Source organism: Bradyrhizobium sp. HKCCYLRH1030 (assembly GCF_051168395.1).
In the GTDB taxonomy this organism is placed as follows: Bacteria; Pseudomonadota; Alphaproteobacteria; order Rhizobiales; family Xanthobacteraceae; genus Bradyrhizobium.
Genome location: NZ_JBNPUY010000026.1, coordinates 1 through 19,714 on the forward strand (window position 1 = coordinate 1; position 19,714 = coordinate 19,714).

Below are 19,714 nucleotides of genomic sequence, written 5' to 3' on the forward strand. Positions count from 1 at the left end.
GAGCATCCTGATCATCAGCTCCGGATCGATCGAGGGCCGCCCGATGTTGCTGTAGAACGGCGCCAGCTCCCGCCGTAAGTCCTCAAGGTCGACGAACCTATCGATCGACCGCACGAGGTGGTCGGCTGGGATGTGCCTTTCCAGCGAGAACTCATAGAACAACGCAGCCTGTTCGACTTGCCGATGCCCCATCATGACCTTCAGTCCTGCCCACTAGACAGACTGAATCACCGATATCTCTGCGTCGCAACTGCTGACTTTTTCAACAGAATCGGCCCATAACGGATCTGGTCGCCGGCTCGCGTGAAGGTCTGCTTCTGATGCTCAACCGGAAGCAGGGGCCCGGGAACAGCGCTCCGACACGGCCGTATCTTGTTGTCTTCTTAGGGTTGAGGAAACCGGTTCGCGCTATTCGTCTGTGACCTTCAAGACGGTACGGCTGGCCCCAAGGATAGTGTCTGGTGTACTTCATCGCCTTTATGATCGTGGTCGTCTTGACTGTCGTGGTGTCGCTTCGCCGATCCATGGCTCTATCACGGAGCGCTCGGGGGGCTGGCCCGGCCCAACTTGGGTTGATCGGACTTAGTCATGTTCAAGACAACCAGGAACTTGGTCCCTCCGCGACGATCCATCTCATGGCGCTTACGGCCGCTTTTATCGGCGGCTGGTTTCTTGGCGTCATTGGCGGACTAGATTGGGACTGAAGCGCCGCAAGAAATGCAAAGCAAAAAGCCCGTCGGGCGAATCAGTTGCGCGATCTTGTTTGCAACGCCGTCGTTTGCGCTCGCCGCAACTATACGAAACACCTGTGCCGAAACGGCAATTTTGCGTATTGTCTCAACGTGATCGCGCCCGCAGCATCTTCCGGGCGAAAGATTTAACTTTCGTTTTTCCAGAATACGTGTCTATCCTCCACCCATCCCGCCTCAACGAGAGGGGCGTACGCGCGGTCGTCACGAGACGCGAGGCGGGCAGGCGGTGGACGTGTCGGGTTGCAGCGTGGCTTTGGCTGCGCGGACGAACAATTCCGATGCGGACGTGAAGTCGCGTGGTCCTGGCCTCCCGATGCCGAGGTCAAGCCTGAGCGTGATGCGAGAGCATCGGCGCAGGCGATGGGGGCAATCAAGCCGGTCCCCAGGGAGAGCGCGAAAGAAGCGTTAAAACCATCGCGCAGGGAGGGCTGGGCTCATCCGGCTGCACCTGTGGTTCCTGCCCCGTGCACTTTTGTTCGCACGGGGGCCATGGGCGTCAGCCGACGCCCAGCCTTCCCTGCGCCCTCGATTGAATGAGGGCCGAACGTCGGTCATCGCTCGGACGCATCGCGCCGCGAGGACGATGAGGCGTGTCTCGATGCTGTTTGAGATGTGAAGACGGATCTCGGCCCCGATGGGCGCTCTCCGTTTTGGCTCCGTCATTGCGCTCGCAATGACGCGGAGTTTGTCGACGTAGTTGTCGTAGCCTGGACGAGCGCAGCGATATCCGGGTTCAACGAGGCTGCGGATGAGACCCCGGATGTCGCTGCGCTCATCCGGGCTACGCGCGAGGAGCGGGAGACCCTACTGCGTCGCGCGCGACAGCGAGAACTCGCCGTTGCGGACGCGCTCCGGCAGGCCTTCGACGAAGGTCGCCACCGCGTCCTCGCCATAGGTGGTGACGAGTTCGGCCAGCGCCGCGAACAGGCTGGCCTGCGCCAGGCAGTCGCCGTCGACGCCGTCATGGCGCGCTTCCGCCCAGGCTTCGTTGAGGTAACTGAGCGCGGCCTGCTTCTGCTCGTGGTCGGGCAGGACGGCGGGGAGGGCGCTGAAAGTGACGGGAAAGCTCATTGAATTCAGTCTGGCGGGGCCGCGAGGCGCGTTGAATTCCGAACGCGGACGCGCCGGACCAGTGAGGTTTACCACGCAGGCGGCAGACGCCTAGGCCAGTTCTTTAGGAAAGGTTAACAAGGTTAACGCAAACGTGGATAACGCCCGCGCGCCGTCAACCATGGGCCATCAGTTGGCGTAGCGCGCCGTGAGGTCGCGCGAGATCTTCGAGCCCTCGTCGATGTAGCGGCGGATCGCCACCATCGCCGCCGGCGTGCAGGTCCGATAGGTCTGCTGAAAGCCGTTATAGCCGCGGTTGAAGCCGGCGATCATCCGGGCTCGGCGTTCGCCCGACGGCGTCTCGGCATCGATCAGAGCCTGCATCTGGTTGCGCCATTTGGCGCCTTCATTGCTGCCGCAGATGCCGCGGAGGTAATGCAGGGTTCCGAGGATCTCGGCCAGCCGCTGCAGATCGCCATCGAACGGCGCGGCCGCATCCTGCGCGCGCGCGGGCACAATGGCGCAGGCGACAACGAGCATGAGGGCGGCCAGGAGGCGCTTGGGGATCATGGGGAACACCGACGTCATATGCCTTTGCCGGACGGCGGACGCAAGGCGCCTACACCAGGGTCCGTGCGGCGGCGATGATCTCCGGCAGTCCGTCAGTCAGCGTGAGGCCCTCGAGCGCATCGGGGAGGCGCCACTGAAAGTCGTCCAGTTCCGGGTTGAGCCGGGGCTCTCCGGCCTGCCAGCGGGCCGCAAAGGGAAGGATCACATAGTGGCCGCCGCCGCCCTGGGCCGGCAGGACCTCGCGCCAGCCGGCCAGCCCGACAATTGCGATCGAGAGTGCGGTTTCCTCCATGACCTCGCGCGCGACGGCCTCGTGCAGGGTCTCACCGAGCTCCACCCGGCCGCCGGGCAGCGTGTAGACGCCCTTGGCGGGGGAACGCGCCCGGCGCACCAGCAGGAGCTTGCCGTCGCGGAAGATGGCGGCGCTGACGGCGAGTTGGGGGTGGCGGGGCGGCGTCGGGGCGGTCATGCCAATGGCTCCAGGCGTGGTCTGCGCCGTAGCGTGAAGACGACCGGGCCGGTAGCCCGTGCTGCTCAGAAGCTTGCCATGATGGCATCGACGGTGTCGACCTCGTCGACCGGGTCAGGGTCGACCTCGATGTCGCCATTGATGATGCCGCCGGCCTGCGTCACCAGCGGCTTGACCCACGCCGCAGCCTGCTCGGCGAGCTTGGCCTTGGTGGCGTCCTGCTTGGCAGCGCGCATCGCGCTGCCGACCGCGAGCAGGATGTCGGTCATGGTCTTCGTGAGATGATCGAACTTGTCGCGAATCGCCGGGTCGGCCTGCTCATAGGCCTCGATGACGAGATCGCGGGCCTTGAAATTGGTGTGCGTGAAATGTTCTGGATAGGTCAGCGGCGACCACGCCAGAAAATCCTCGGCGCATTCCGGAATATCGGGAATCATCTCGAGCAGCATCACGGCTTCGTTGAAATGATTCAGATAGTCGGTGGCGAGCCCGGTGCGCGGATTGATGTTGGCGGCGCGCAGCATCGCGGCCCGCGCCGGGTCAATGGCGCTGCCCGCCGGTCGTTGGGTCGTGCGATCGGTAGGCACGGAATGGGTCGCCGCTGCGGTCATCCGCTGCAGTGTTGGCAACCCAAGTTAAAAGGTGCTGAACACACGACGATTTGAGTGAGATTATGTGTGGACGCTTCGTGATCACTTCACCACCCGCGGCTCTCAGGCAGATTTTCGGCTACGAGGAACAGCCGAACTTTCCGCCGCGGCACAATATTGCTCCGACGCAGCCGATTCCCGTAGTTCTTCTGGATCAGGACATCAGGCATTTTCGGCTCATGCGCTGGGGATTCATTCCGGCCTGGGTCAAGGATCCCCGTAATTTCACGCTGCTGATCAATGCGCGTTCGGAGACCGTACGCGAGAAGCCGGCGTTCAAGAATGCGATCCGGCGGCGCCGCGTGCTGGTGCCCGCTGATGGATATTACGAGTGGCAGGTGATCGATGGTCGCAAGCGGCCGTTCTTCATCCACCGCAGTGACGGCGCGCCGCTCGGCTTCGCGGCCCTCGCCGAGACCTGGTGCGGGCCGAACGGCGAGGAGGTCGATACGGTGGCGATCGTCACCGCAGCTGCGAGCCGCGATCTCGCCACGCTGCATCATCGTGTTCCCGTGACGATCAGGCCGGATGATTTCGCGCTGTGGCTCGATTGCCGTTCCGATGATCCTGAGGAGGCCATGAGGCTGCTGGTCGCGCCTCGCGAGGGCGAGTTCGCGTGGTATGAGGTGTCCACGCGCGTCAACACGGTGGCCAACGACGACCAGCAGCTGCTGCTGCCGATGACCGCGGAGCTGCGCGCCGCCGAGGACGCGCAGCGCAAGCCGGCGAAGAAGGTTGCATCCCGCAAAGTTTCGCCTGCGCCTGCGGATGACGGGCAGGGGAGTTTGTTCTGAGGCGGGATATCTCGACAGAGAAGATCGTCAGTACCGCGAAAGCGGGGATCCAGTACGCCGGGGCCTCTCGTGCCGAAACGGCTGCCGGTGGAATACTGGGTCCCCCGCCTTCGCGGAGGACGACAGAGGAGCAAGATCCGCGACCGAGCGTTGGCCGCGCTCAGGCAAAGATCCTCAGCGCGGCGTGCTGCAGCAGCATGATGGTCTTGGCGTCCTGGATGCGGCCGTCGGCGATCATCGCCAGCGCGTCGTCGATCGAGACTTCCAGCACCTCGATCTCCTCGCCCTCATGCGCGAGCCCGCCGCCGGCGCTGACGCGCATGTGAGGCTCGTATTCGGCGACGAAGAAATGGATCTTCTCGGTGACGACGCCCGGGCTCATGAACGCCTCGAACACGAACTTGACGTCGTGCAGCCGGAACCCGGTCTCCTCCTCGGCTTCGAGGCGGATGCGCTCCTCCGGCGAGGCGTCGTCGAGCAGGCCGGCCGCCGCCTCGATCAGCAGATCGTCATGGCCGTTGACGAACGCGGGATAGCGGAACTGCTTGACCAGGATGACGCTGCGCTGGGCGAGGTTGTAGGGCAGGATCGCCGCCGCATTGCCGCGGTCGAACACGTCGCGGCTCTGCATCTGCCACGTGCCGTCGTCGCGCCGCCACTCGAACTTCGTCGAGGTCAGCGTGCCGTAATGGTCGGAGAGCACGCGCGTCTCGTGGACGCGGATGCGGTCGGAGATGCTCATCGCTCGTCTCTATTTCATTCCGGGCGTCGGCGGGCGGCCGTCGAGCCATTTCGAGAACACGACGCTGTCCTGCACGGCATAGTCGAGCGCCTGGTAGAATTCCTGCACCTTGGTGTTGTCGCCGCGCACCATCAGCATCAGCTTGGCGATGCCGCGCGCCCGCAGCCAGTCCTCGGCGGCGGCCATGATGCCGCGGCCATGGTCGCGGCCGCGATGCTCGGGATCGACGCTGACATAGTAGACCCAGCCGCGATGGCCGTCATGGCCCACCATGACGGAGGCTGCGACGGCGCCGCCGCTGCGGCCGACCAGCACGGTGGAGTTGTCGCCGCGGCGGGCGAGCGCGATGTCGGCGGCCGGATCGTTCCAGGGCCGCGTCAGGCCGCAGCGCTGCCACAGCGAAATGATCGCGGGCACGTCGGCATCGGTGATGTCGGAAATGGCGAGAGCGGGAGCAGAATCCATGGGAGCGTCGACAGCCTAGAGCACCTTGCCGGGATTCATGATCCCGAGCGGATCGAATTGTGCCTTGATCGCGCGCATCAGCGCGATGGCGGTCGGATCCTTGACGTCAGGCAGCTCGTCGCGCTTGAGCACGCCGATGCCGTGCTCGGCCGAGATCGAGCCGCCCATGCGCAGCACGATCTCGAACACGACCGCGTTGACCTCGTGCCAGCGCGCGAGATAGTCGGCGGTGTTGGCGCCGATCGGCTGGCTGACGTTGTAGTGGATGTTGCCGTCGCCGAGATGGCCGAACGGCACCGGACGCGCGCCGGGCATCAGCTTCACCACGGCGGCATTGGCCTCGGCAATGAAGGCGGGCACTGCGGCGACCGGCACCGAGATGTCGTGCTTGATCGAGCCGCCCTCCGGCTTCTGCGCCGCAGAGATGTCCTCGCGCAGTTTCCAGAACGCCATGCGCTGGGCGAGGCTGTCGGCGATCGTGGCGTCGTCGACGATGCCGTCTTCGAGGCCCTGCTCCAGGATGGTCTCGAGCGTGGCGCGGGCATCGTCGCGCGACGACGACAGCTCCATCAGCACGAACCAGGGATGCTGGCCCGCGAGCGGGGCGCGGTTGCCGGCGGCGTGGCGGATCGAGAAGTCGAGCGCGATCGCGGCGATCAGCTCGAAGCTCGTGAGGCTGCCGGCGGCCTCGCGTTGCGCGATCGCCAGCAGCTTGAGCGCGTCCTCCGGCGACTTGAGACCGACGAAGGCGGTCTCGATCGCGCGTGGCTTCGGGAACAGCTTCAGGCTCGCCGCGGTGATGATGCCGAGCGTGCCCTCGGCGCCGATGAACAGATTGCGCAGATCGTAACCGGTGTTGTCCTTCTTCAGTTTCGACAGCGCATTGAGCACCCGCCCGTCGGCCAGCACCACCTCGACCCCCAACGCCATCTCACGCGCCACGCCATAGGCGAGCGCGGCGGTGCCGCCGGCGTTGGTCGAGAGATTGCCGCCGATGGTGCAACTGCCCTCGGCGCCGAGCGACAGCGGAAACAGGCGGTCGACCTCGGCAGCCTTCTGCTGCGCCACCTGCAGCACGACGCCGGCCTCGGCGATCATCGTGTTGGAGGCGGTGTCGACGTCGCGGATCTTGTCCATGCGCCTCAGCGACACCACCACCTCGCCATTGTGCGGCGTCTGGCCGCCGACGAGGCCGGTGTTGCCGCCTTGCGGCACCAGCGCGATGCGATGCTGGCTGGCAAGCTTGCAGATTGCGGCGACCTCGGCCGTCGAGCCTGGGCGCAGCACCAGCGGCGAGCGGCCGTGGAACAGGTTGCGCTCCTCGGTGACGTAAGGCGCGACGTCGGTCTCCGCGGTCAGCGCCTGGCGCTCGCCGACGATGGCAGCGAATTGCGCGATCAAATCGGGCGGCAGCGGCGGCAGGGCAGGCTGGCTGATGTTCATGCTTAGTCGCTTCCAGTGTTATCTCGGCGCGGCGGCGCGGCGCAGCCGGTCGTTGATGGCCTCGCCCAGTCCGTCGTTCGGGATCGGCATCACCGCGATGCTGCGCGCTCCCTTGGCATCGAGGCTGCGAAGATAGCCGAAAAGATGCGTCGCCGCCTCTGCCGGATCGCCGGAGGGCGACAGGTTCAGGATCGCGGCGGCCTCGTGGGCTCCGGGCAAGGTGGTGGGTCCGAAGGCGAGCAGCGCCTCGCCGGGCGCGACCTCGCTGGCGTCGAGGCGTACGCGGGCGCACGGGGCATAGTGGGAGGCCAGCATGCCCGGTGCCAGAGGCTGCTCGGACGTCTCGGTCTCTGCGGCGGGCCGCGCCAGCACACGGCCGAGCACGGCCTCGATCGCCTCGCTCGGAACTCCGCCCGGGCGCAGCAGCGTCGGCACATCGAAGCAGCCGACGATGGTCGATTCGACGCCGACCTCGACCGGCCCGCCGTCCAGGATGAGGTCGATTCGCCCGGTGAGATCGGCCGCGACATGCGCCGCCGTGGTCGGCGACACGTGGCCGGAGATGTTGGCGGAGGGCGCCACGACGGCGCCGCCGAACGCCATGAGCAGAGCTTGTGCGGTCGGATGCGCCGGCACGCGGATCGCCACCGTATCGAGGCCGGCGGTGGCGAGGTCGGCGACGGGACAGCCGTCGCTCTGCGGCACCACGAGGGTCAGCGGTCCCGGCCAGAACGCAGCGGCCAGACGCTCGGCGGTGGCATTGAAGCGGCCGATACGCTGCGCCGCCGCGATATCGGCGACATGGGCGATCAACGGATTGAAGGCGGGCCGGCCCTTGGCCTGATAGAGGCGTGCGATGGCCGCGGCATTGGCCGCATCGGCGCCGAGGCCGTAGACGGTCTCGGTCGGGAACGCGACCAGTCCGCCGCACGCGAACGTCGCCGCGGCTTGCGCGATTCCAGCCGCGTCGGCGGGCAGGATCCTGGTCTCGATCGCTTGCATGTCTGGGGCGGGCATCGATGGTACGGGACGGCGGTGGCTTCCGCGCTCGGCTATAGCGGGCGCGGACGTCCGAATGAAGCGCGCAAATCGCCTGTCGCCTTGCGCTCGCGCCATGGCCGCCGGACAAAGCCCCACGGCCTCAAGCAGTTAACCCCTCCGCCGACGATCGACGATTTCGATGCGATTTCCTGCCTTGTGTCCTTGCGAAGACGGAAACCCGACGCTATAAGCCGGCTTCCCAAGTCGGAGCGTGGCTCAGCCCGGTAGAGCACTGCGTTCGGGACGCAGGGGTCGCAGGTTCGAATCCTGCCGCTCCGACCATCATTTCAAGCACTTACAATCGTGCTTTCCCGAGACCGCAACGAAATGCGCAACGAAATGGCTCTTTGAGCCGTCTCGCGGCGCTGAGCTCGTCGTATTGGAAAGCGCAACGAGTCATCCCGACGCACGACGTCAGGGCGCTTCAGTGCGCGGTGAAGTGACTGGTCCGTCATCCATTGGCCGGTTTGCACGTCATCGAGATCCCGAACAGGAAGCTCGATCGAAGCCGGGCTCATACGGCAGATGAATTGGAGGTCACATGCTGGGGCGATTTTCTGGCCACGAACTACGTTGGCGGGCCATTGTGAGCGCCGACTAAAGCCGTGCTGTGCGGGACTGTCGACTGAGTGAGGGGCTTTCAGCGCGTCCCCCGAACGCCTCGGCAGCTTCGCCCTGGAAGTCCGGATGGTGGTGGCCGTAGGTCTGCTCGAGCTGCTCGACGGTCATCCCGAGCCAGCCTGCGGCTTGCCAATGGTCCGTGCCCTGCTGCATCAGCCAGGTTGCTGCCGTATGACGCAGCGAGTGACGGACCACGTCGTCGCCAAGCCCCGCATCCTCTAGGATGCCTTCCCAGGCTGACCGGATCTTGCCTGCAAGCGGTTGACCATCGTGCATCCGATTCACGACGAAACGGATCTCCTCTCCTGACGCGAGGATGCCTGCGGCCTGCAACTCAGCGGAACGAAGAGTGTCGATGTTGCGCCAGCGCACTAGGTGGGGGCGCAGCCGGTTGGCGATCTTCGCCGGAGGCCGGCGCTTCTTGGTGGCTCGCTCGTCCGAGCCACGCCCCTGGTAGACCATGGCTTCCAAATCCATCCAGGGATGTGTCGTTGTCGGGATCCACTGCGTCCGGCGGATCGTCTCTTCACGCCGCGCGCTGTAGAGCCCGATCAGAATGAATCTCGCGGCGGGGCGACGCCGAGTTATAATCCAGCGCTCTCGGCGGGTTAGTTCTCCGGTTGGCTTGCGTCTCCAGTTTGCCTGGCCTTCATCCCAAACGTAACCCAGAGCCGCGCCCAGAAGGCGAGCGGCCTCGTTGCGGGTGAGCCAGCGCTCTCTGCCCTTCGTCTTTTCGGGCAGCGATATCTTCGGAACGACATCGAGGGTGTGTTCCGCATGATAGAGATTGACGGCTGCGCGAAGATCCTCGAGCCGCCGCCGCGCGGTCTGATCCGAGACGGTTCCCTTGCGCGCGGGGATGCGCGCTCGTCGGTTGTTTTCGTTCGCGACGCCGGTCGACCAGTCTACGAAATCGCGACAGAGCTGCGCCTTGATATCCGCGATCATCTTGGCGCCGAAAAACATGTTGAGATCGAGCAGGCGGATCAGCAGCAGGTCATGTTGCGCGTTGGCCCGAGCGTCGTCGCTCTTCGGTCGTTTCGCAAGCTCATACGAAGTCAGGACATCGGCAATGGGGAGGAAATGAGGGTCCGTTACTCCAACACTGGGAGTGTGTCTTGACGCAATGTATTTTTCGAGCGCTTTCGCTGCGCCATCAGTGTCGTCGCGGCGACAGCCTGTGCGGATCTGCCGTCGCTTTCCGTTGGCCTGGTCGAGAATGACCCAACAGTCGTCGTCATCTCTGAACCAGAGTCGCGGCGGCTTGGCTTTGCGGCCTGGCATGACGGCTTGACCAGTTTGCGGATGGCGCGGGGGGTGGTCAGATCCTTCCCCGCAACTTTGGCGATTTCAAGAATCCCTGCTGCTGCCGCTCTTCGCAACGAGGATAAAGTGAGAGGACCGTCTGGGAAGAACACGGCCGAAGCTTCGAGGAGGGTCATGACTTCGTCTTCGCCCCACTGATCCGGAGTGGGGCGCGCCCTAACCCTGGCAAGTTTGTCGCCTCTACGCTTTGGCATTCCGTCGGTGCCATCCGTCGACTTGATGAATTGCAAATTGGCAGCACGGAATGGCTTCCAGAACTATGCGCTTTAGGAAAGGGAGAGCCGTGGCGTGTAGCGCAATCGGCGGTCCTGGCGTGCCGATGAGCGTAAGGAGATCCCCCACAATTGCCAAATTGCAGAACGAGGAGAGGTCGGCCGATAGAACGAAAGGTCGCTGGTTCGCAGGCCGGAGCTGCCCAATCCTCTTTTTGGACACCAGACTACGAATCTGAGGGTCGGACGTTCGAATCGTTCCGGGCGCGCCATCTATCCTATTCATATACCATCGATTTTCTGCATTGGCAGAAATCGCCCCAGACTAAGATATCCATTTAGTCTGGGTTTTAGTCTGGGGATTTTTTCAACCCGAGACTCATCTTTGCTCTACGAAGCAGTAGGGAGCTGCCAGTCCCAGACCCAAGCAGCACTATTCCGCCCGCGGGCCCTCCGAATCGGCAGGTCTCCGGCGGACGAGAAAGCAGCCGGCAGTTCCTGACATCGCATCTTGCCAGGTCCTTGCCAGCCGGGTCGCTCACCTGCAATCCGGCGCGTAGCGTAGATCCTTCGCGCCGCCTTCAAAGCCAGGAAGGACGCTGCCAAGGCCTCGGACCAACGCGACCGGACGGGGCGCGGCCGATCGATGGAACATGCGACTAACCGGAATTGAGAGACGGACCAATCCGAAATTTGGTAGTCTATTACGTCCCGTAATAAGATTCGGCGGGCGTTGGTAGTGCGCGGGTCACGAATGGCCGGGGAGGGGGACGTCTTGCTTGACTGTCTCTTCATTGCATTTTCGGGAGGGAATGGGGAAGCGGATAAAGTTCGCGGCAGTTGTCGGTCTCGTCCTGGTATTGTCAACAATAGCGGCGGAAGCCCGTCGCCGAGGCGAGACATGCTGGCGCACCAATCGACATACCGGCGCGCATTTTCGAGTCTGCTGATCGCGCTTCTGACATTCTGGACTCTGCCCGCGACCGCAGCGGATATGGTATCCGGTAAACCGCGGATCGTCGACGGAGACACTGTGGAGATCGATTCCACGAAGCTTCGATTCGCTGCGATCGATTCTCCTGAGTCGGATCAGATCTGTATCGATTCCGCAGGGCAAGATTGGGCTTGCGGAGTAACCGCCCGAGACGAGCTGATCAAGTTCTCCGCAGGTCGCGAATGGGATTGTGACCTCGAAGGACACGATCGATACGGTCGCTCCTTAGCGAAATGTTTCGTCGAAGGCGAAGACATCAGCGCGTGGATGGTAAGGTCCGGCTGGGCGCTCTCCTTTACACGCTATTCTCATGAATACGATCGGGACGAGGAGAGCGCTCGCCTACACAGATCAGGCCTCTGGTCGGGCGCGTTCATAGCTCCTTGGGATTGGCGCCACCGAAATCGAGCGACGACGGTCCTGGGCGCGTTCGCCGTTCCCATCGACGCTCAAAAGCGTCTCTTAGGAGCCGTTTCCGCCGGAAACGCCCCGTCGCGCGAGTGCATCATCAAAGCCAAGGTCGGTGGAGCGTCGTGTGTCTATCACCTGCCGGGGGACCCGTGGTACGGCAAGATGAATATGGGATCACCAGCGTCGCGTTGGTTCTGCTCCACGGACGACGCCCAGGCGGCAGGGTGCAGACCCCCGCATCATTAGCGCGGCTATGCGCGTGGGCGCAGCATTTCAGCGAACTGGCGACCGCAGGCAACCAGCGCTTCCTGCTTGGGAACAAGGGAAGCAGACCGTCGGTCGCTACGCCACTCTGCGAGGATGCGAAAACCAGATCAAGCGACCTGTGACAGGCGATCGAACCTCCGTGATCATCGTCGCCGAATGGCGATTCGGACTGGATGTCGTGCGTGGCGGTAGCGAGCGAGACCTTCCGCACATCGTCCTTCTATACGCGCTTGCGCGAGAGCAGGCGCGTAGCTAGTTCCCGAAATGCGGTGCGGGCGAAGGTGAGGCGGGGACGGCGCGGCGAGGAGGCATGTCCTTCGGCGAAGCGCGGTTAGGGGTGGCGGCCTGCTGAAGCACGATGGAGGCGGCTGCTTCATGGGGCGTCGACTTGCGCAGCCTGATCTCGATCCGCCTGCGTCGAGCTACGTCTCCTCCGGAGTTGCCGTTTAACGCAAGCGAGTCGTCGGTGTCGATCAACTGGCCGCCGGACAACGGGATCATTTTGTATCCGGCAAGCTTGGGCGACTGCCGAAGCACACTGACGACCGAGACCGCGCGAGCCAGTCCGAGCCCGGCATTGTCGGCCGGCGTGAGTCTTCCGATGTCGCCGCCGGTCTTCAAGATGGCGGTTAGACCGCGATCGAGGTTCGAAGTTCGCGCGACTACGGTAGGCGGCGCCAGCGCCATCGGCGAGGATGGCGCTTGGGAGACCAGCTTCGTTGCGGCATAGGCCTGTTCGTCGGTGTGTCCCACAACCTCGATGACGTCGACGTCGTACTGCTTAATGAAAGACAGGATTCTGTCGAGCGTCGTGGTGACGAGCGCCTCCCGAAATTGAGGGAGAAGTTCCGCGCTGCCCGTACGGAAAGTATAGCCCTTTTCTTCGCTCAGGCTGATGATGGGCGGCAGATTGTTTCCGCCTCCTTCCCCTTTTGCACTCAGCCCGCGGGCTACCAAATCGCCGGCAGATTGAGGGGTCAGTGCCAAACGGTCCGCGTCCGGAAGGGCCCGTTTGACGGCGGCGACGATCTCGGCATTCCGGATCGCCTTGTCGGAATCGATACCGGCTTTCCTTAGCGCCGCCATTTCACCCGCCGTCTCTCGCAGCTCCTTCAGCGAAGTTCCATCCTTTGCGAGTTGGCTCAAGGCCGCCTTGCTCTCGACGAGGTCGCGCCATAGCTCGTCCACCGCCGTAGGATCGGAGCCGGCAGTCTGCGATAGTTTGTCTTCCAGGGCCTTCCGCACCGCTGTCACCGAATCCTTGTCGCGTTCGTTCGCTATGAGCTGCTTCTCGAGTTGCTGCTTCGTCTCGTCGAGTTTGGTCTGTTCCGCCCTGAGAAAGCTTGCCATCGCGATCAGCAGACAGAAGACGAGAAGCACCATGATTTCCGCCATGGTGAGACCCAAGACCAGACCTTGCCGATAGGAGGAGCCTTGCCGATTGATCTGCCCGTCCATGCCGATCGGTCCCTCCAAATGTCCTGCCGGCTCTTCTATTCCGCCGCATTGTCTCCCGGGACCGGACCCCAAGGCCCTCGATTGTCGACGTGCTGCGTCCCGAGCGCCTGCGAAGCCCGAAGCTCTTCGACCAGCCGCACAAGCGCAGCCGCCACGTCCTGGGTCCTCTTGAGGCTTTTGTCTACGGTCTTCTCATGAGTCTCGGCGCCCTTGCTGAACGTGTTCACAACGCGCGAAAGCCCCTGAATCATCGGAGCGAGCTTGATCTCGATGATGTTCTCGGGCGTCTGCATCGCCTCGAGCTTCGCGACCATGGTCTGGATGGCGGCGGCCGAAGCGCCGGCACCGCGGGAGAAATGATCGGTCTCGCGGACGAGGCGTTCGGCAACCTCGTCCAGTATCGCGGAAATTCTTTCGGCCAGCGCGTGCACCGTATCTGCGGATCTTCGGGATGTCTCTTCGAGAGGCCTGGTGATCTCGCCGCTCATGAGCTTCAGCTCTTCGCCCATAGTCTGCCGCATCTGCGCGAGCATCTGTTTCATTTCATCCAGAGCGTCTGTCATCGATTGCTGGGTCATGCGGCGGAAATACCCGAACTCCAGCACCGTGCCGTCGAGCTCGCGTTTGACGCGCCGCGCCGCGTCCGCAAGCTCGATCCGGGCGGTCGCTTCTACCTCGGTAGGGTCTCGACGCATCTGATGGAACAATATCCGGAGTGCGATCCCTGCGATGGTGGAAGCGATGGCAATCCCGAAGTTCCGCACAATCTGTTCGGCCGAGCCGGTCGAGGAGAACTGATAGAGCGAGACGGCGAGGCTGGTCAGCGTGAAAAGAAAGCCCATGTAATACAGATTGTCTCCAGCCTGGTCGTCCCGGAGGCGCAGGAGCCGCGCCGTTGCCATAAGGACTGCGTAGCCGATCATGATCAGCACGGGCACGGACGTCACCACGACAGGAGACAGGTCGTGCGTCTTGGAGAGCACGATGAAGGCGCAGCCGACGATCACGGTTACGAAAAAGATCAACCCGCCGAGAAGACCGGGCGGCATGCGCTGCGATGGAGTGTCCGACACGGCTATGTTCCTTGTAGTCGATGCATCAGATCGAGCACGCCCCCGTTGTCCTTGACCCAGGCAGACCAGAATTCAGCGTGCCGGTTCGTATCGGGCATCACCGATGGCCGGGTGACATAGTCGATCGTGACCCGCGCGCCGTGCAGGTCGGTCCGGTACTTCAGATAGGCCGGAGACTGCCTGAAGCGCGAATAGCTTAGGTCGCCGCCGCGCGCATACTGACTGTAGTCGCGGGTATGTTCAATCATGTCCGAGATGACGGTCAGTTTCTTCGGGATCCCGCGGGCGCGTTCCGAAGAGAAGCGGTCGATGGCGATGTCCTGCAGTGCCGCCATAATAGGTGAACTGCTCGCCTTCGCCGACGCGAGGCTGTTGCGGATCGCCTCGGCGGCCGGCTTTCGGAAGCTTTCGATCCACCGCGACCGCGCGAGCCGAGGATTTTCGGTCCATTCGCTCATGCCGGTGCCATCTCCGGGATTGCATTTCGAGAACAAGGCCTTGCTTCGGTTCTGAGCGATATCAAGGACGCGGATCTCCAGTAGGTGGTACGGTGGGAGACTGGAGATGAGATCGTCAAGGATGCTTTGGACTTCCCGTCCGGTCGCGGGCGGCAGGTCGTCGGATGTATCGACAAGGACGATCGAAATGCCGTCAGGTCCGGCGACAGGACAGCCACTCAGGGGGGCGAGGATAGGCTTTGCAGGCGTGGAAATGTAGAACCACATGAATCCGGCGGCTGCAGCGCCCGCCAGCAGGAGGAGTGCGACGCCGCCGAGCGCGGCAAGCCCGAGGCTTTCCCGGTTCCGTCGCGGACGCTTAGACCTTGCCATGTCCGGCCTCCGGCAGCAGATCGTCGATTTCCCTATACGACCGAACTGCGGCCTCGAAGGCGGCGTGGATCGCCTCGATCTGCTTCTCTAAAAGAGACTGGATCTCCTCGATCGAACGGCGCAGCCGTTCGCGTTCTTCGGGATCGCGGTCGGTTGGCTCGACGGCAATGCGGTCGAGGACGTAAGCTCTATCGAAATGTGCCGGCGCAGGGGTCGACCGTGCCTTGCGGTTCGCCTCTCGATAGATCTCGAGGAGAGCGTTCGCTGCACGCTGGATCTGCGCCTGATGGTCTATGAACCGCTGGGAGAGGCGCCCCCGCGAAACCAGGAGCGAGTCGTATTCCGACCGGCGCACCGCTAGATCCCTTTCCGCCTCGTTCATAGCATCCGACGCGTCGTTGCGAATGTCCCGTAGACGTTCGATCAGATCTTCCCTCGCGTTGCGGTACCTGACGCTCGCGGCGTTCCAGCGGCGCTCGAGCCCGGCATAGCCGATGTAGGGGTCGAAGAAGAGCAGTCCGTCCGCCATCGCTATGATGGAGAAGACCAGCCCTATGCCGAATAGAAGCCAAGACTGCATGTCCTGTAGGGTGAGAGGCTCTGCGATCAATCGGCGCAGCGCTTCGCGGTCGACGTCGACGAGCACGTCGGGCGCGATCTCGCGGAGATGTGCAAGCGCGAGATTCAGCAGAATCGCAAGCGCGAGATAGGCCACAAGAGAAGCGAGTCCGACCAGTTTCAGCAGGGGATTGCGCCTCGACATGAGCCGGACGGGCGCGAGGCCGCACAGAAAGCTGACGATGATGTTGAACGCCGCGAAGACGAAAGCAACGGAGAGTCCGCCGAGTATCCCTCCCTGGTTCGACTTCGACAGAAATCCTCCGTTCACCGCCACTTCGATCACGAACAGGGTCGCGAGGAGCCCGATTTTGAGAAGCATCTTGCCCGGTGTGGACAGCCGCGCGGGACGCGAAATCCTATGTCGCTTCCGAAAATCCTCGCGCTCGGCCTCGGATTCGGCAAGCCGTCTCCGAAGCTCGTAGAGTTCGTCACGACCCAAACCGGCCTCCGCGGCAAAGTCCCCGACCGCCTCCGGTGCCGCCTGCCGAATGATTGCGAATCGTTCCTCGAAATTGAGGGCGGTAAGCCGGGCATCGTAGAGATGAAGTTGCTCCAAATAGATCGAATGGGCATCCTGTTTGTGGCTTTCCGCCCGCTCGACGATCATGTGTTCGATGTCGTCATACGTGGTAGCCGCCGATACTGGCCGGTCGGCAGCGCCTCGTTCGGCTCCCCGTTCGGAGAGTTGCATCTCGCGAGCGACGTGGGCGACGTCGAGGTCCAGGAAGATCTGGGTCGAAGGACGATAGGGGTGCGGCGCCGTTCCGAAGAGCTCGCGCAACCGCAAAATGGCTGACCGCCGCTGGGACTTGGTTTCGCTCGTCATATTTCCATCGTACTAATGTTTCCGGTCCGGAGGAGGTAGCGAGAACACTTGTGGTGGTGGGGTATACCGAAAGCACCCAGGCGCTCGTTGAGCAAGCCAGCACTGACGACCGGCGACGATCTGAACAATCTTTCTCGGCCGCGTTCCCGGCGTCTGCCCAGTGACATTGAGGTCCGAGCGAGCGCAGCAAGCGCCTGCCTCGCGGCGCCCGGAAACCTGGCCGCTCGTGCGCGTAAGTTTCGGCCCTGCCTCGGGCAGGCTTCCATACATCCAAGCACCGGTAACCACGAAGTTGGTGTCCTGCCTCTCGTCGCGGTGTGTGGGCTATTTTGAAAGAGGCTGGGGAGTGCGGGTCCATCTTCGAGCGGTCGCGCTGGAGGGCTCTCCGTGCGTAAGCGCGCATAGCCGGGTCCTGCAGGAAGGACAGGTGAGGGCGCGGGAAGCCGGATGCACGTCGCGGTGTCGTGGGAGATGCGGCAGCTTAGATGCCGAGAATGACGGGAGGTTCGGCGGGGCTCTGGCGAATGGCGCTTTTTGCTTATCCATGCAGTGCGGTGCGCTGGCGCGAAGCGCTGCGCCGTCTGAGCGCCGGCCGCCGCCCTGACGAGGGATGGTACCACTCGATCTCTCCGCCAGCCGCATTGCGCTTCTTGATGGAGCCGGCCACCCAGAAGTGGCCAGCGGGAGTCAGTCCGTCGCCGGATGCGGCACGCCGCTGAGCGCGAACCGCACCGACACTTTCTCGATCAGATGAGGTTCGAGCTCGCGAACCGGCACGAAGACCGGAATTTCAGGGTCGGGTCTTGTCCTGTCGTGCTTCGTGTTCGCCGTCCATCCCTTCCGCGAAGGAACGCGTTCGAGCCCGACGGCGTACATGTCAAAGCCCTCATCCGTCAGCCTGAAACGCAGGAAATTGTTGTAAGCTCCGATCCTGAGCGAACTGAAGGCATCGTTGCGGTTCATCCTGAACAAAAGGCATGTGATCAGCATGTTCAGTCCGAACAACGTGCTGCCCACGAGAAAGCCGACAGGCACCATCTCAACGGCCAGAAGCCCGAACCATACCCAAACCTCCCACCAAGCGCCGCTCCAGTTGAAGTGCTGCTGGTCGAAGGCGATAGCGTAGCGCGCCGCGACGATCAGGACGACGACATGCGCCGCCGCATGCACAGCGGCCGAACCCCATATCTTGAATTTCCGGGAAGCCTCCTGCTTCACGGTGTAGCCGATCAACGAAGCACCGAAAACGGCAGCGATCAGCAGATAGGTGTCCGGTCTATCCCTCAGCGATAGCAGCATCGCGAACAGAAGATAGATTCCGCCCATCAGAAGCGAGAAGTCCCAGTTGGTGAGCGCAAAGAACGCGTTTCGCCACGTCAGTCTTCGGCTCGCCGCGAACGACGGATACGCCGCGGCCGACGTCTTCCTTGCGTCCTCGGGGTCCGGCATCGTACCGAGCTTCAGCCCCTCTCGGTGATCGACGAAATTCACCGATACGTCCTGTTCGAGCTGGTGTGTCGGATGCAGGAATGCCCCGCCACCCCCCGACGTGACGTATTGACGATCGTTCTTGCCGACGTAGCGGCTGTAGTGATGCGTGTCGCCCGAGAGGAGGACCGGAATCGTATGGCCGCGTCCCGCGTTTATCGCGATGCCGGCCGCGTATTCCATGATCTGCCAGGAGCTGCGGTTGCTGTCTGTGTATAGCCAGCCGGGCTCGGCGCTGCACAGGATGATTCGCGAGTTCTCGGGCATCGAAGCGGCGATGTGCTTGAAGTAGTCCGCCTGCGGTCCATCCATGTCGTCTGCGAGCTGAATGTCGGTCGCCCACAGCCACCACGTCTCGGTCAGACGGACCGCGAAGTAGCTGCGGCGCTGGTAGGAGCGCCACGCGCCGACATGCCATGGCTTCTCCTTGCAGAACAACGCGAGAAAAAGCACGAGACCGTCGTACCAGTCGTGGTTGCCGGGAATCGCGAGCAGCGGCCTGCCTTCGTCGTCCTTCCTGTCGGGATCCGGAGCCGCCCACGCGTACGGCTGCCGAAGCTGATTGAAGTAGGCGTCTTTGGTCGCTTTCGGATAGACCTCGTCGCCGCCCATGACCAGCGCCTGGCCGCGAGGGAGAAGGACCCCACCGAGCTTGATTTCGCTCCGCGCCAACAGACTGGCCATCGCGTACGTGCTGTCGAAACCGTCTCCGAGGTCGGCGACCCAGTCGATCCAGACGCCGCCCGCGCCGTCGGGCTGGAGCCGACTCCTGAATTTCTCCGCACGTCTCGCGTGCTCCTCGGGTGATGCGGTATCCAGCGCGGCTATCATCAGTCGTCTGTCCGCATACTGCCCGAACATCGAGGACAGGACCACGTTATTTAGCAGCTGCAGCAGCAGAACGGGGTCGAACCAGTGCGCCATGCGCGGATAGGTCTTGGTATTGTTCAGAAGATCGTCAGCCATCTCGACGTCCTAGTCATCTGAGCGGTCCCGCCGCGCCTAGTGATTAACCTTCTACACGAGGTTGTGGAGAAAAGCGCATATATACTCGACTTTACAGAACATAGGCACCACAGGTAGGAGGTAGGTTAGGCGTTTGGAACCAGCTTCTTAAGCGGCGTACGCGAGACTGCAGCATGTGGCCCGACAACGAAAACCGAGCGCGACTTTCTGAACTTCTCCGGCGTGGCCGAAACGGTCGCCGAAATCATCGTCCAGGCCAAAGGCCGTCCGATCTCGATCGGAGTCTCCGGCGCCTGGGGCATCGGTAAGTCGTCGATGATCAAACTTACCCGATCCGCCATCGCTGCCCGCGAGGACGAGAGCGGCAAGAAGGCGTCCGACAAGTACGTGTTGGTCGATTTCAACGCCTGGCTTTATCAAGGTTACGACGATGCCCGCGCGGCGCTGATGGACGTCATCCGAAAAGCTGGCCAGGGAAGCCGAGAACAGAGCGACCGCTCTGGATAAGTTCGCTTCGCTCGCCAAGCGGGTGAAATGGCTGCGGGCGGCCAAGCTGGCGGCGACGTCGGCTGATCTGAGGCCGGAAAACTGGACCATTTTTGGCTAGAGTCTTGCGCTGCCGAATCCCCTCGGCTGGGAGGAGCG

Annotated in this window: 18 protein-coding genes, 1 tRNA gene and 1 pseudogene; 5 read left to right on the plus strand and 15 right to left on the minus strand. The window is 63.0% G+C overall.

The window, feature by feature from the left end; all coding sequences use genetic code 11:
• Window positions 1-195, minus strand: a pseudogene (locus tag ACQR1E_RS33795) (IS5/IS1182 family transposase); the annotation flags it as partial.
• Window positions 196-461: 266 nt separating this feature from the next.
• Between ACQR1E_RS33795 and ACQR1E_RS33800 the strand changes: the two are divergent.
• On the plus strand, window positions 462-704 hold the full coding sequence (locus ACQR1E_RS33800) for a hypothetical protein (RefSeq protein ID WP_434898094.1): 243 nt from the start codon (window positions 462-464) through the stop codon (window positions 702-704).
• A gap of 852 nt (window positions 705-1,556) precedes the next feature.
• On the opposite strand, the gene ACQR1E_RS33805 is transcribed toward ACQR1E_RS33800, so the two are convergent.
• From ACQR1E_RS33805 to ACQR1E_RS33820, 4 genes are all read right to left on the minus strand, one after another.
• Entirely contained in the window at window positions 1,557-1,823 is a 267-nt protein-coding gene (locus ACQR1E_RS33805; protein ID WP_315717207.1) for a hypothetical protein, read from the minus strand.
• Window positions 1,824-1,991: 168 nt separating this feature from the next.
• Entirely contained in the window at window positions 1,992-2,372 is a 381-nt protein-coding gene (locus ACQR1E_RS33810; RefSeq protein WP_409998686.1) for a TIGR02301 family protein, read from the minus strand.
• Between the two features lie 49 nt (window positions 2,373-2,421).
• The gene (locus ACQR1E_RS33815; RefSeq protein ID WP_315754043.1) at window positions 2,422-2,841 is read right to left on the minus strand and encodes an NUDIX hydrolase; all 420 of its coding nucleotides are present in this window, start codon (window positions 2,839-2,841) and stop codon (window positions 2,422-2,424) included.
• Between the two features lie 65 nt (window positions 2,842-2,906).
• On the minus strand, window positions 2,907-3,428 hold the full coding sequence (locus ACQR1E_RS33820) for a hypothetical protein (protein ID WP_315828341.1): 522 nt from the start codon (window positions 3,426-3,428) through the stop codon (window positions 2,907-2,909).
• 86 nt (window positions 3,429-3,514) lie between these two features.
• Here ACQR1E_RS33820 and ACQR1E_RS33825 point away from each other — a divergent pair, with 86 nt between their 5' ends.
• On the plus strand, window positions 3,515-4,285 hold the full coding sequence (locus tag ACQR1E_RS33825) for an SOS response-associated peptidase (RefSeq protein WP_315754046.1): 771 nt from the start codon (window positions 3,515-3,517) through the stop codon (window positions 4,283-4,285).
• Between the two features lie 160 nt (window positions 4,286-4,445).
• On the opposite strand, the gene ACQR1E_RS33830 is transcribed toward ACQR1E_RS33825, so the two are convergent.
• Genes ACQR1E_RS33830 through ACQR1E_RS33845 form a run of 4 tightly spaced genes read right to left on the minus strand, consistent with a single transcriptional unit; the run spans window position 4,446 to window position 7,952 of the window.
• Window positions 4,446-5,027: an NUDIX domain-containing protein gene (locus tag ACQR1E_RS33830; RefSeq protein ID WP_315754048.1), complete on the minus strand. Its 582-nt coding sequence runs from the start codon at window positions 5,025-5,027 to the stop codon at window positions 4,446-4,448.
• A gap of 9 nt (window positions 5,028-5,036) precedes the next feature.
• Window positions 5,037-5,492: a GNAT family acetyltransferase gene (locus tag ACQR1E_RS33835; protein WP_315754050.1), complete on the minus strand. Its 456-nt coding sequence runs from the start codon at window positions 5,490-5,492 to the stop codon at window positions 5,037-5,039.
• 15 nt (window positions 5,493-5,507) lie between these two features.
• On the minus strand, window positions 5,508-6,935 hold the full coding sequence (locus tag ACQR1E_RS33840; RefSeq protein ID WP_315754052.1) for an FAD-binding oxidoreductase: 1,428 nt from the start codon (window positions 6,933-6,935) through the stop codon (window positions 5,508-5,510).
• 18 nt (window positions 6,936-6,953) lie between these two features.
• On the minus strand, window positions 6,954-7,952 hold the full coding sequence (locus tag ACQR1E_RS33845) for an L-threonylcarbamoyladenylate synthase (RefSeq protein WP_434898095.1): 999 nt from the start codon (window positions 7,950-7,952) through the stop codon (window positions 6,954-6,956).
• A gap of 229 nt (window positions 7,953-8,181) precedes the next feature.
• Here ACQR1E_RS33845 and ACQR1E_RS33850 point away from each other — a divergent pair.
• A tRNA-Pro gene (locus tag ACQR1E_RS33850) sits at window positions 8,182-8,258 on the plus strand.
• 315 nt (window positions 8,259-8,573) lie between these two features.
• Here ACQR1E_RS33850 and ACQR1E_RS33855 read toward each other — a convergent pair.
• Window positions 8,574-9,881 (minus strand): hypothetical protein, encoded by a 1,308-nt coding sequence (locus ACQR1E_RS33855; RefSeq protein ID WP_315802187.1) that lies wholly within the window; start codon window positions 9,879-9,881, stop codon window positions 8,574-8,576.
• Between the two features lie 1,248 nt (window positions 9,882-11,129).
• On the opposite strand from ACQR1E_RS33855, the gene ACQR1E_RS33860 reads away from it, so the two are divergent.
• Window positions 11,130-11,786, plus strand: a complete 657-nt coding sequence (locus tag ACQR1E_RS33860; RefSeq protein WP_434898102.1) for a thermonuclease family protein — start codon at window positions 11,130-11,132, stop codon at window positions 11,784-11,786.
• Window positions 11,787-12,059: 273 nt separating this feature from the next.
• Here the strand turns inward: ACQR1E_RS33860 and ACQR1E_RS33865 are convergent, their stop codons facing one another.
• The 5 genes from ACQR1E_RS33865 to ACQR1E_RS33885 form a co-directional block, all read right to left on the minus strand.
• Window positions 12,060-13,265, minus strand: coding sequence for a hypothetical protein (locus ACQR1E_RS33865; protein ID WP_434898096.1), 1,206 nt, complete (start codon window positions 13,263-13,265; stop codon window positions 12,060-12,062).
• 35 nt (window positions 13,266-13,300) lie between these two features.
• A complete protein-coding gene (locus ACQR1E_RS33870) occupies window positions 13,301-14,338 on the minus strand; it encodes a hypothetical protein (protein ID WP_434898097.1) in 1,038 nt (345 codons plus the stop codon).
• A 2-nt stretch (window positions 14,339-14,340) separates the two neighbouring features.
• Window positions 14,341-15,168 (minus strand): hypothetical protein, encoded by an 828-nt coding sequence (locus tag ACQR1E_RS33875; RefSeq protein WP_434898098.1) that lies wholly within the window; start codon window positions 15,166-15,168, stop codon window positions 14,341-14,343.
• A complete protein-coding gene (locus ACQR1E_RS33880) occupies window positions 15,155-16,615 on the minus strand; it encodes a hypothetical protein (protein WP_434898099.1) in 1,461 nt (486 codons plus the stop codon). Before ACQR1E_RS33880 ends, ACQR1E_RS33875 begins: the two co-directional genes overlap by 14 nt.
• Before the next feature lie 687 nt (window positions 16,616-17,302).
• The gene (locus ACQR1E_RS33885) at window positions 17,303-19,069 is read right to left on the minus strand and encodes a metallophosphoesterase (RefSeq protein ID WP_434898100.1); all 1,767 of its coding nucleotides are present in this window, start codon (window positions 19,067-19,069) and stop codon (window positions 17,303-17,305) included.
• A 222-nt stretch (window positions 19,070-19,291) separates the two neighbouring features.
• Between ACQR1E_RS33885 and ACQR1E_RS33890 the strand changes: the two genes are divergently transcribed.
• The gene (locus ACQR1E_RS33890) at window positions 19,292-19,576 is read left to right on the plus strand and encodes a P-loop NTPase fold protein (RefSeq protein ID WP_434898101.1); all 285 of its coding nucleotides are present in this window, start codon (window positions 19,292-19,294) and stop codon (window positions 19,574-19,576) included.
• Window positions 19,577-19,714 lie beyond the last annotated feature (138 nt).

Coding starts and splice junctions, on each gene's coding strand:
- ACQR1E_RS33805 (WP_315717207.1), bottom strand. CDS start 1,823: ATGAGCTTTCCCGTCACTTTCAGCGCCCTCCCCGCCGTCCTGCCCGAC.
- ACQR1E_RS33810 (WP_409998686.1), bottom strand. CDS start 2,372: ATGATCCCCAAGCGCCTCCTGGCCGCCCTCATGCTCGTTGTCGCCTGC.
- ACQR1E_RS33815 (WP_315754043.1), bottom strand. CDS start 2,841: ATGACCGCCCCGACGCCGCCCCGCCACCCCCAACTCGCCGTCAGCGCC.
- ACQR1E_RS33825 (WP_315754046.1), top strand. CDS start 3,515: ATGTGTGGACGCTTCGTGATCACTTCACCACCCGCGGCTCTCAGGCAG.
- ACQR1E_RS33830 (WP_315754048.1), bottom strand. CDS start 5,027: ATGAGCATCTCCGACCGCATCCGCGTCCACGAGACGCGCGTGCTCTCC.
- ACQR1E_RS33835 (WP_315754050.1), bottom strand. CDS start 5,492: ATGGATTCTGCTCCCGCTCTCGCCATTTCCGACATCACCGATGCCGAC.
- ACQR1E_RS33840 (WP_315754052.1), bottom strand. CDS start 6,935: ATGAACATCAGCCAGCCTGCCCTGCCGCCGCTGCCGCCCGATTTGATC.
- ACQR1E_RS33845 (WP_434898095.1), bottom strand. CDS start 7,952: ATGCCCGCCCCAGACATGCAAGCGATCGAGACCAGGATCCTGCCCGCC.
- ACQR1E_RS33855 (WP_315802187.1), bottom strand. CDS start 9,881: ATGCCAGGCCGCAAAGCCAAGCCGCCGCGACTCTGGTTCAGAGATGAC.
- ACQR1E_RS33860 (WP_434898102.1), top strand. CDS start 11,130: ATGGTATCCGGTAAACCGCGGATCGTCGACGGAGACACTGTGGAGATC.
- ACQR1E_RS33865 (WP_434898096.1), bottom strand. CDS start 13,265: ATGGACGGGCAGATCAATCGGCAAGGCTCCTCCTATCGGCAAGGTCTG.
- ACQR1E_RS33875 (WP_434898098.1), bottom strand. CDS start 15,168: ATGGCAAGGTCTAAGCGTCCGCGACGGAACCGGGAAAGCCTCGGGCTT.
- ACQR1E_RS33880 (WP_434898099.1), bottom strand. CDS start 16,615: ATGACGAGCGAAACCAAGTCCCAGCGGCGGTCAGCCATTTTGCGGTTG.
- ACQR1E_RS33885 (WP_434898100.1), bottom strand. CDS start 19,069: ATGGCTGACGATCTTCTGAACAATACCAAGACCTATCCGCGCATGGCG.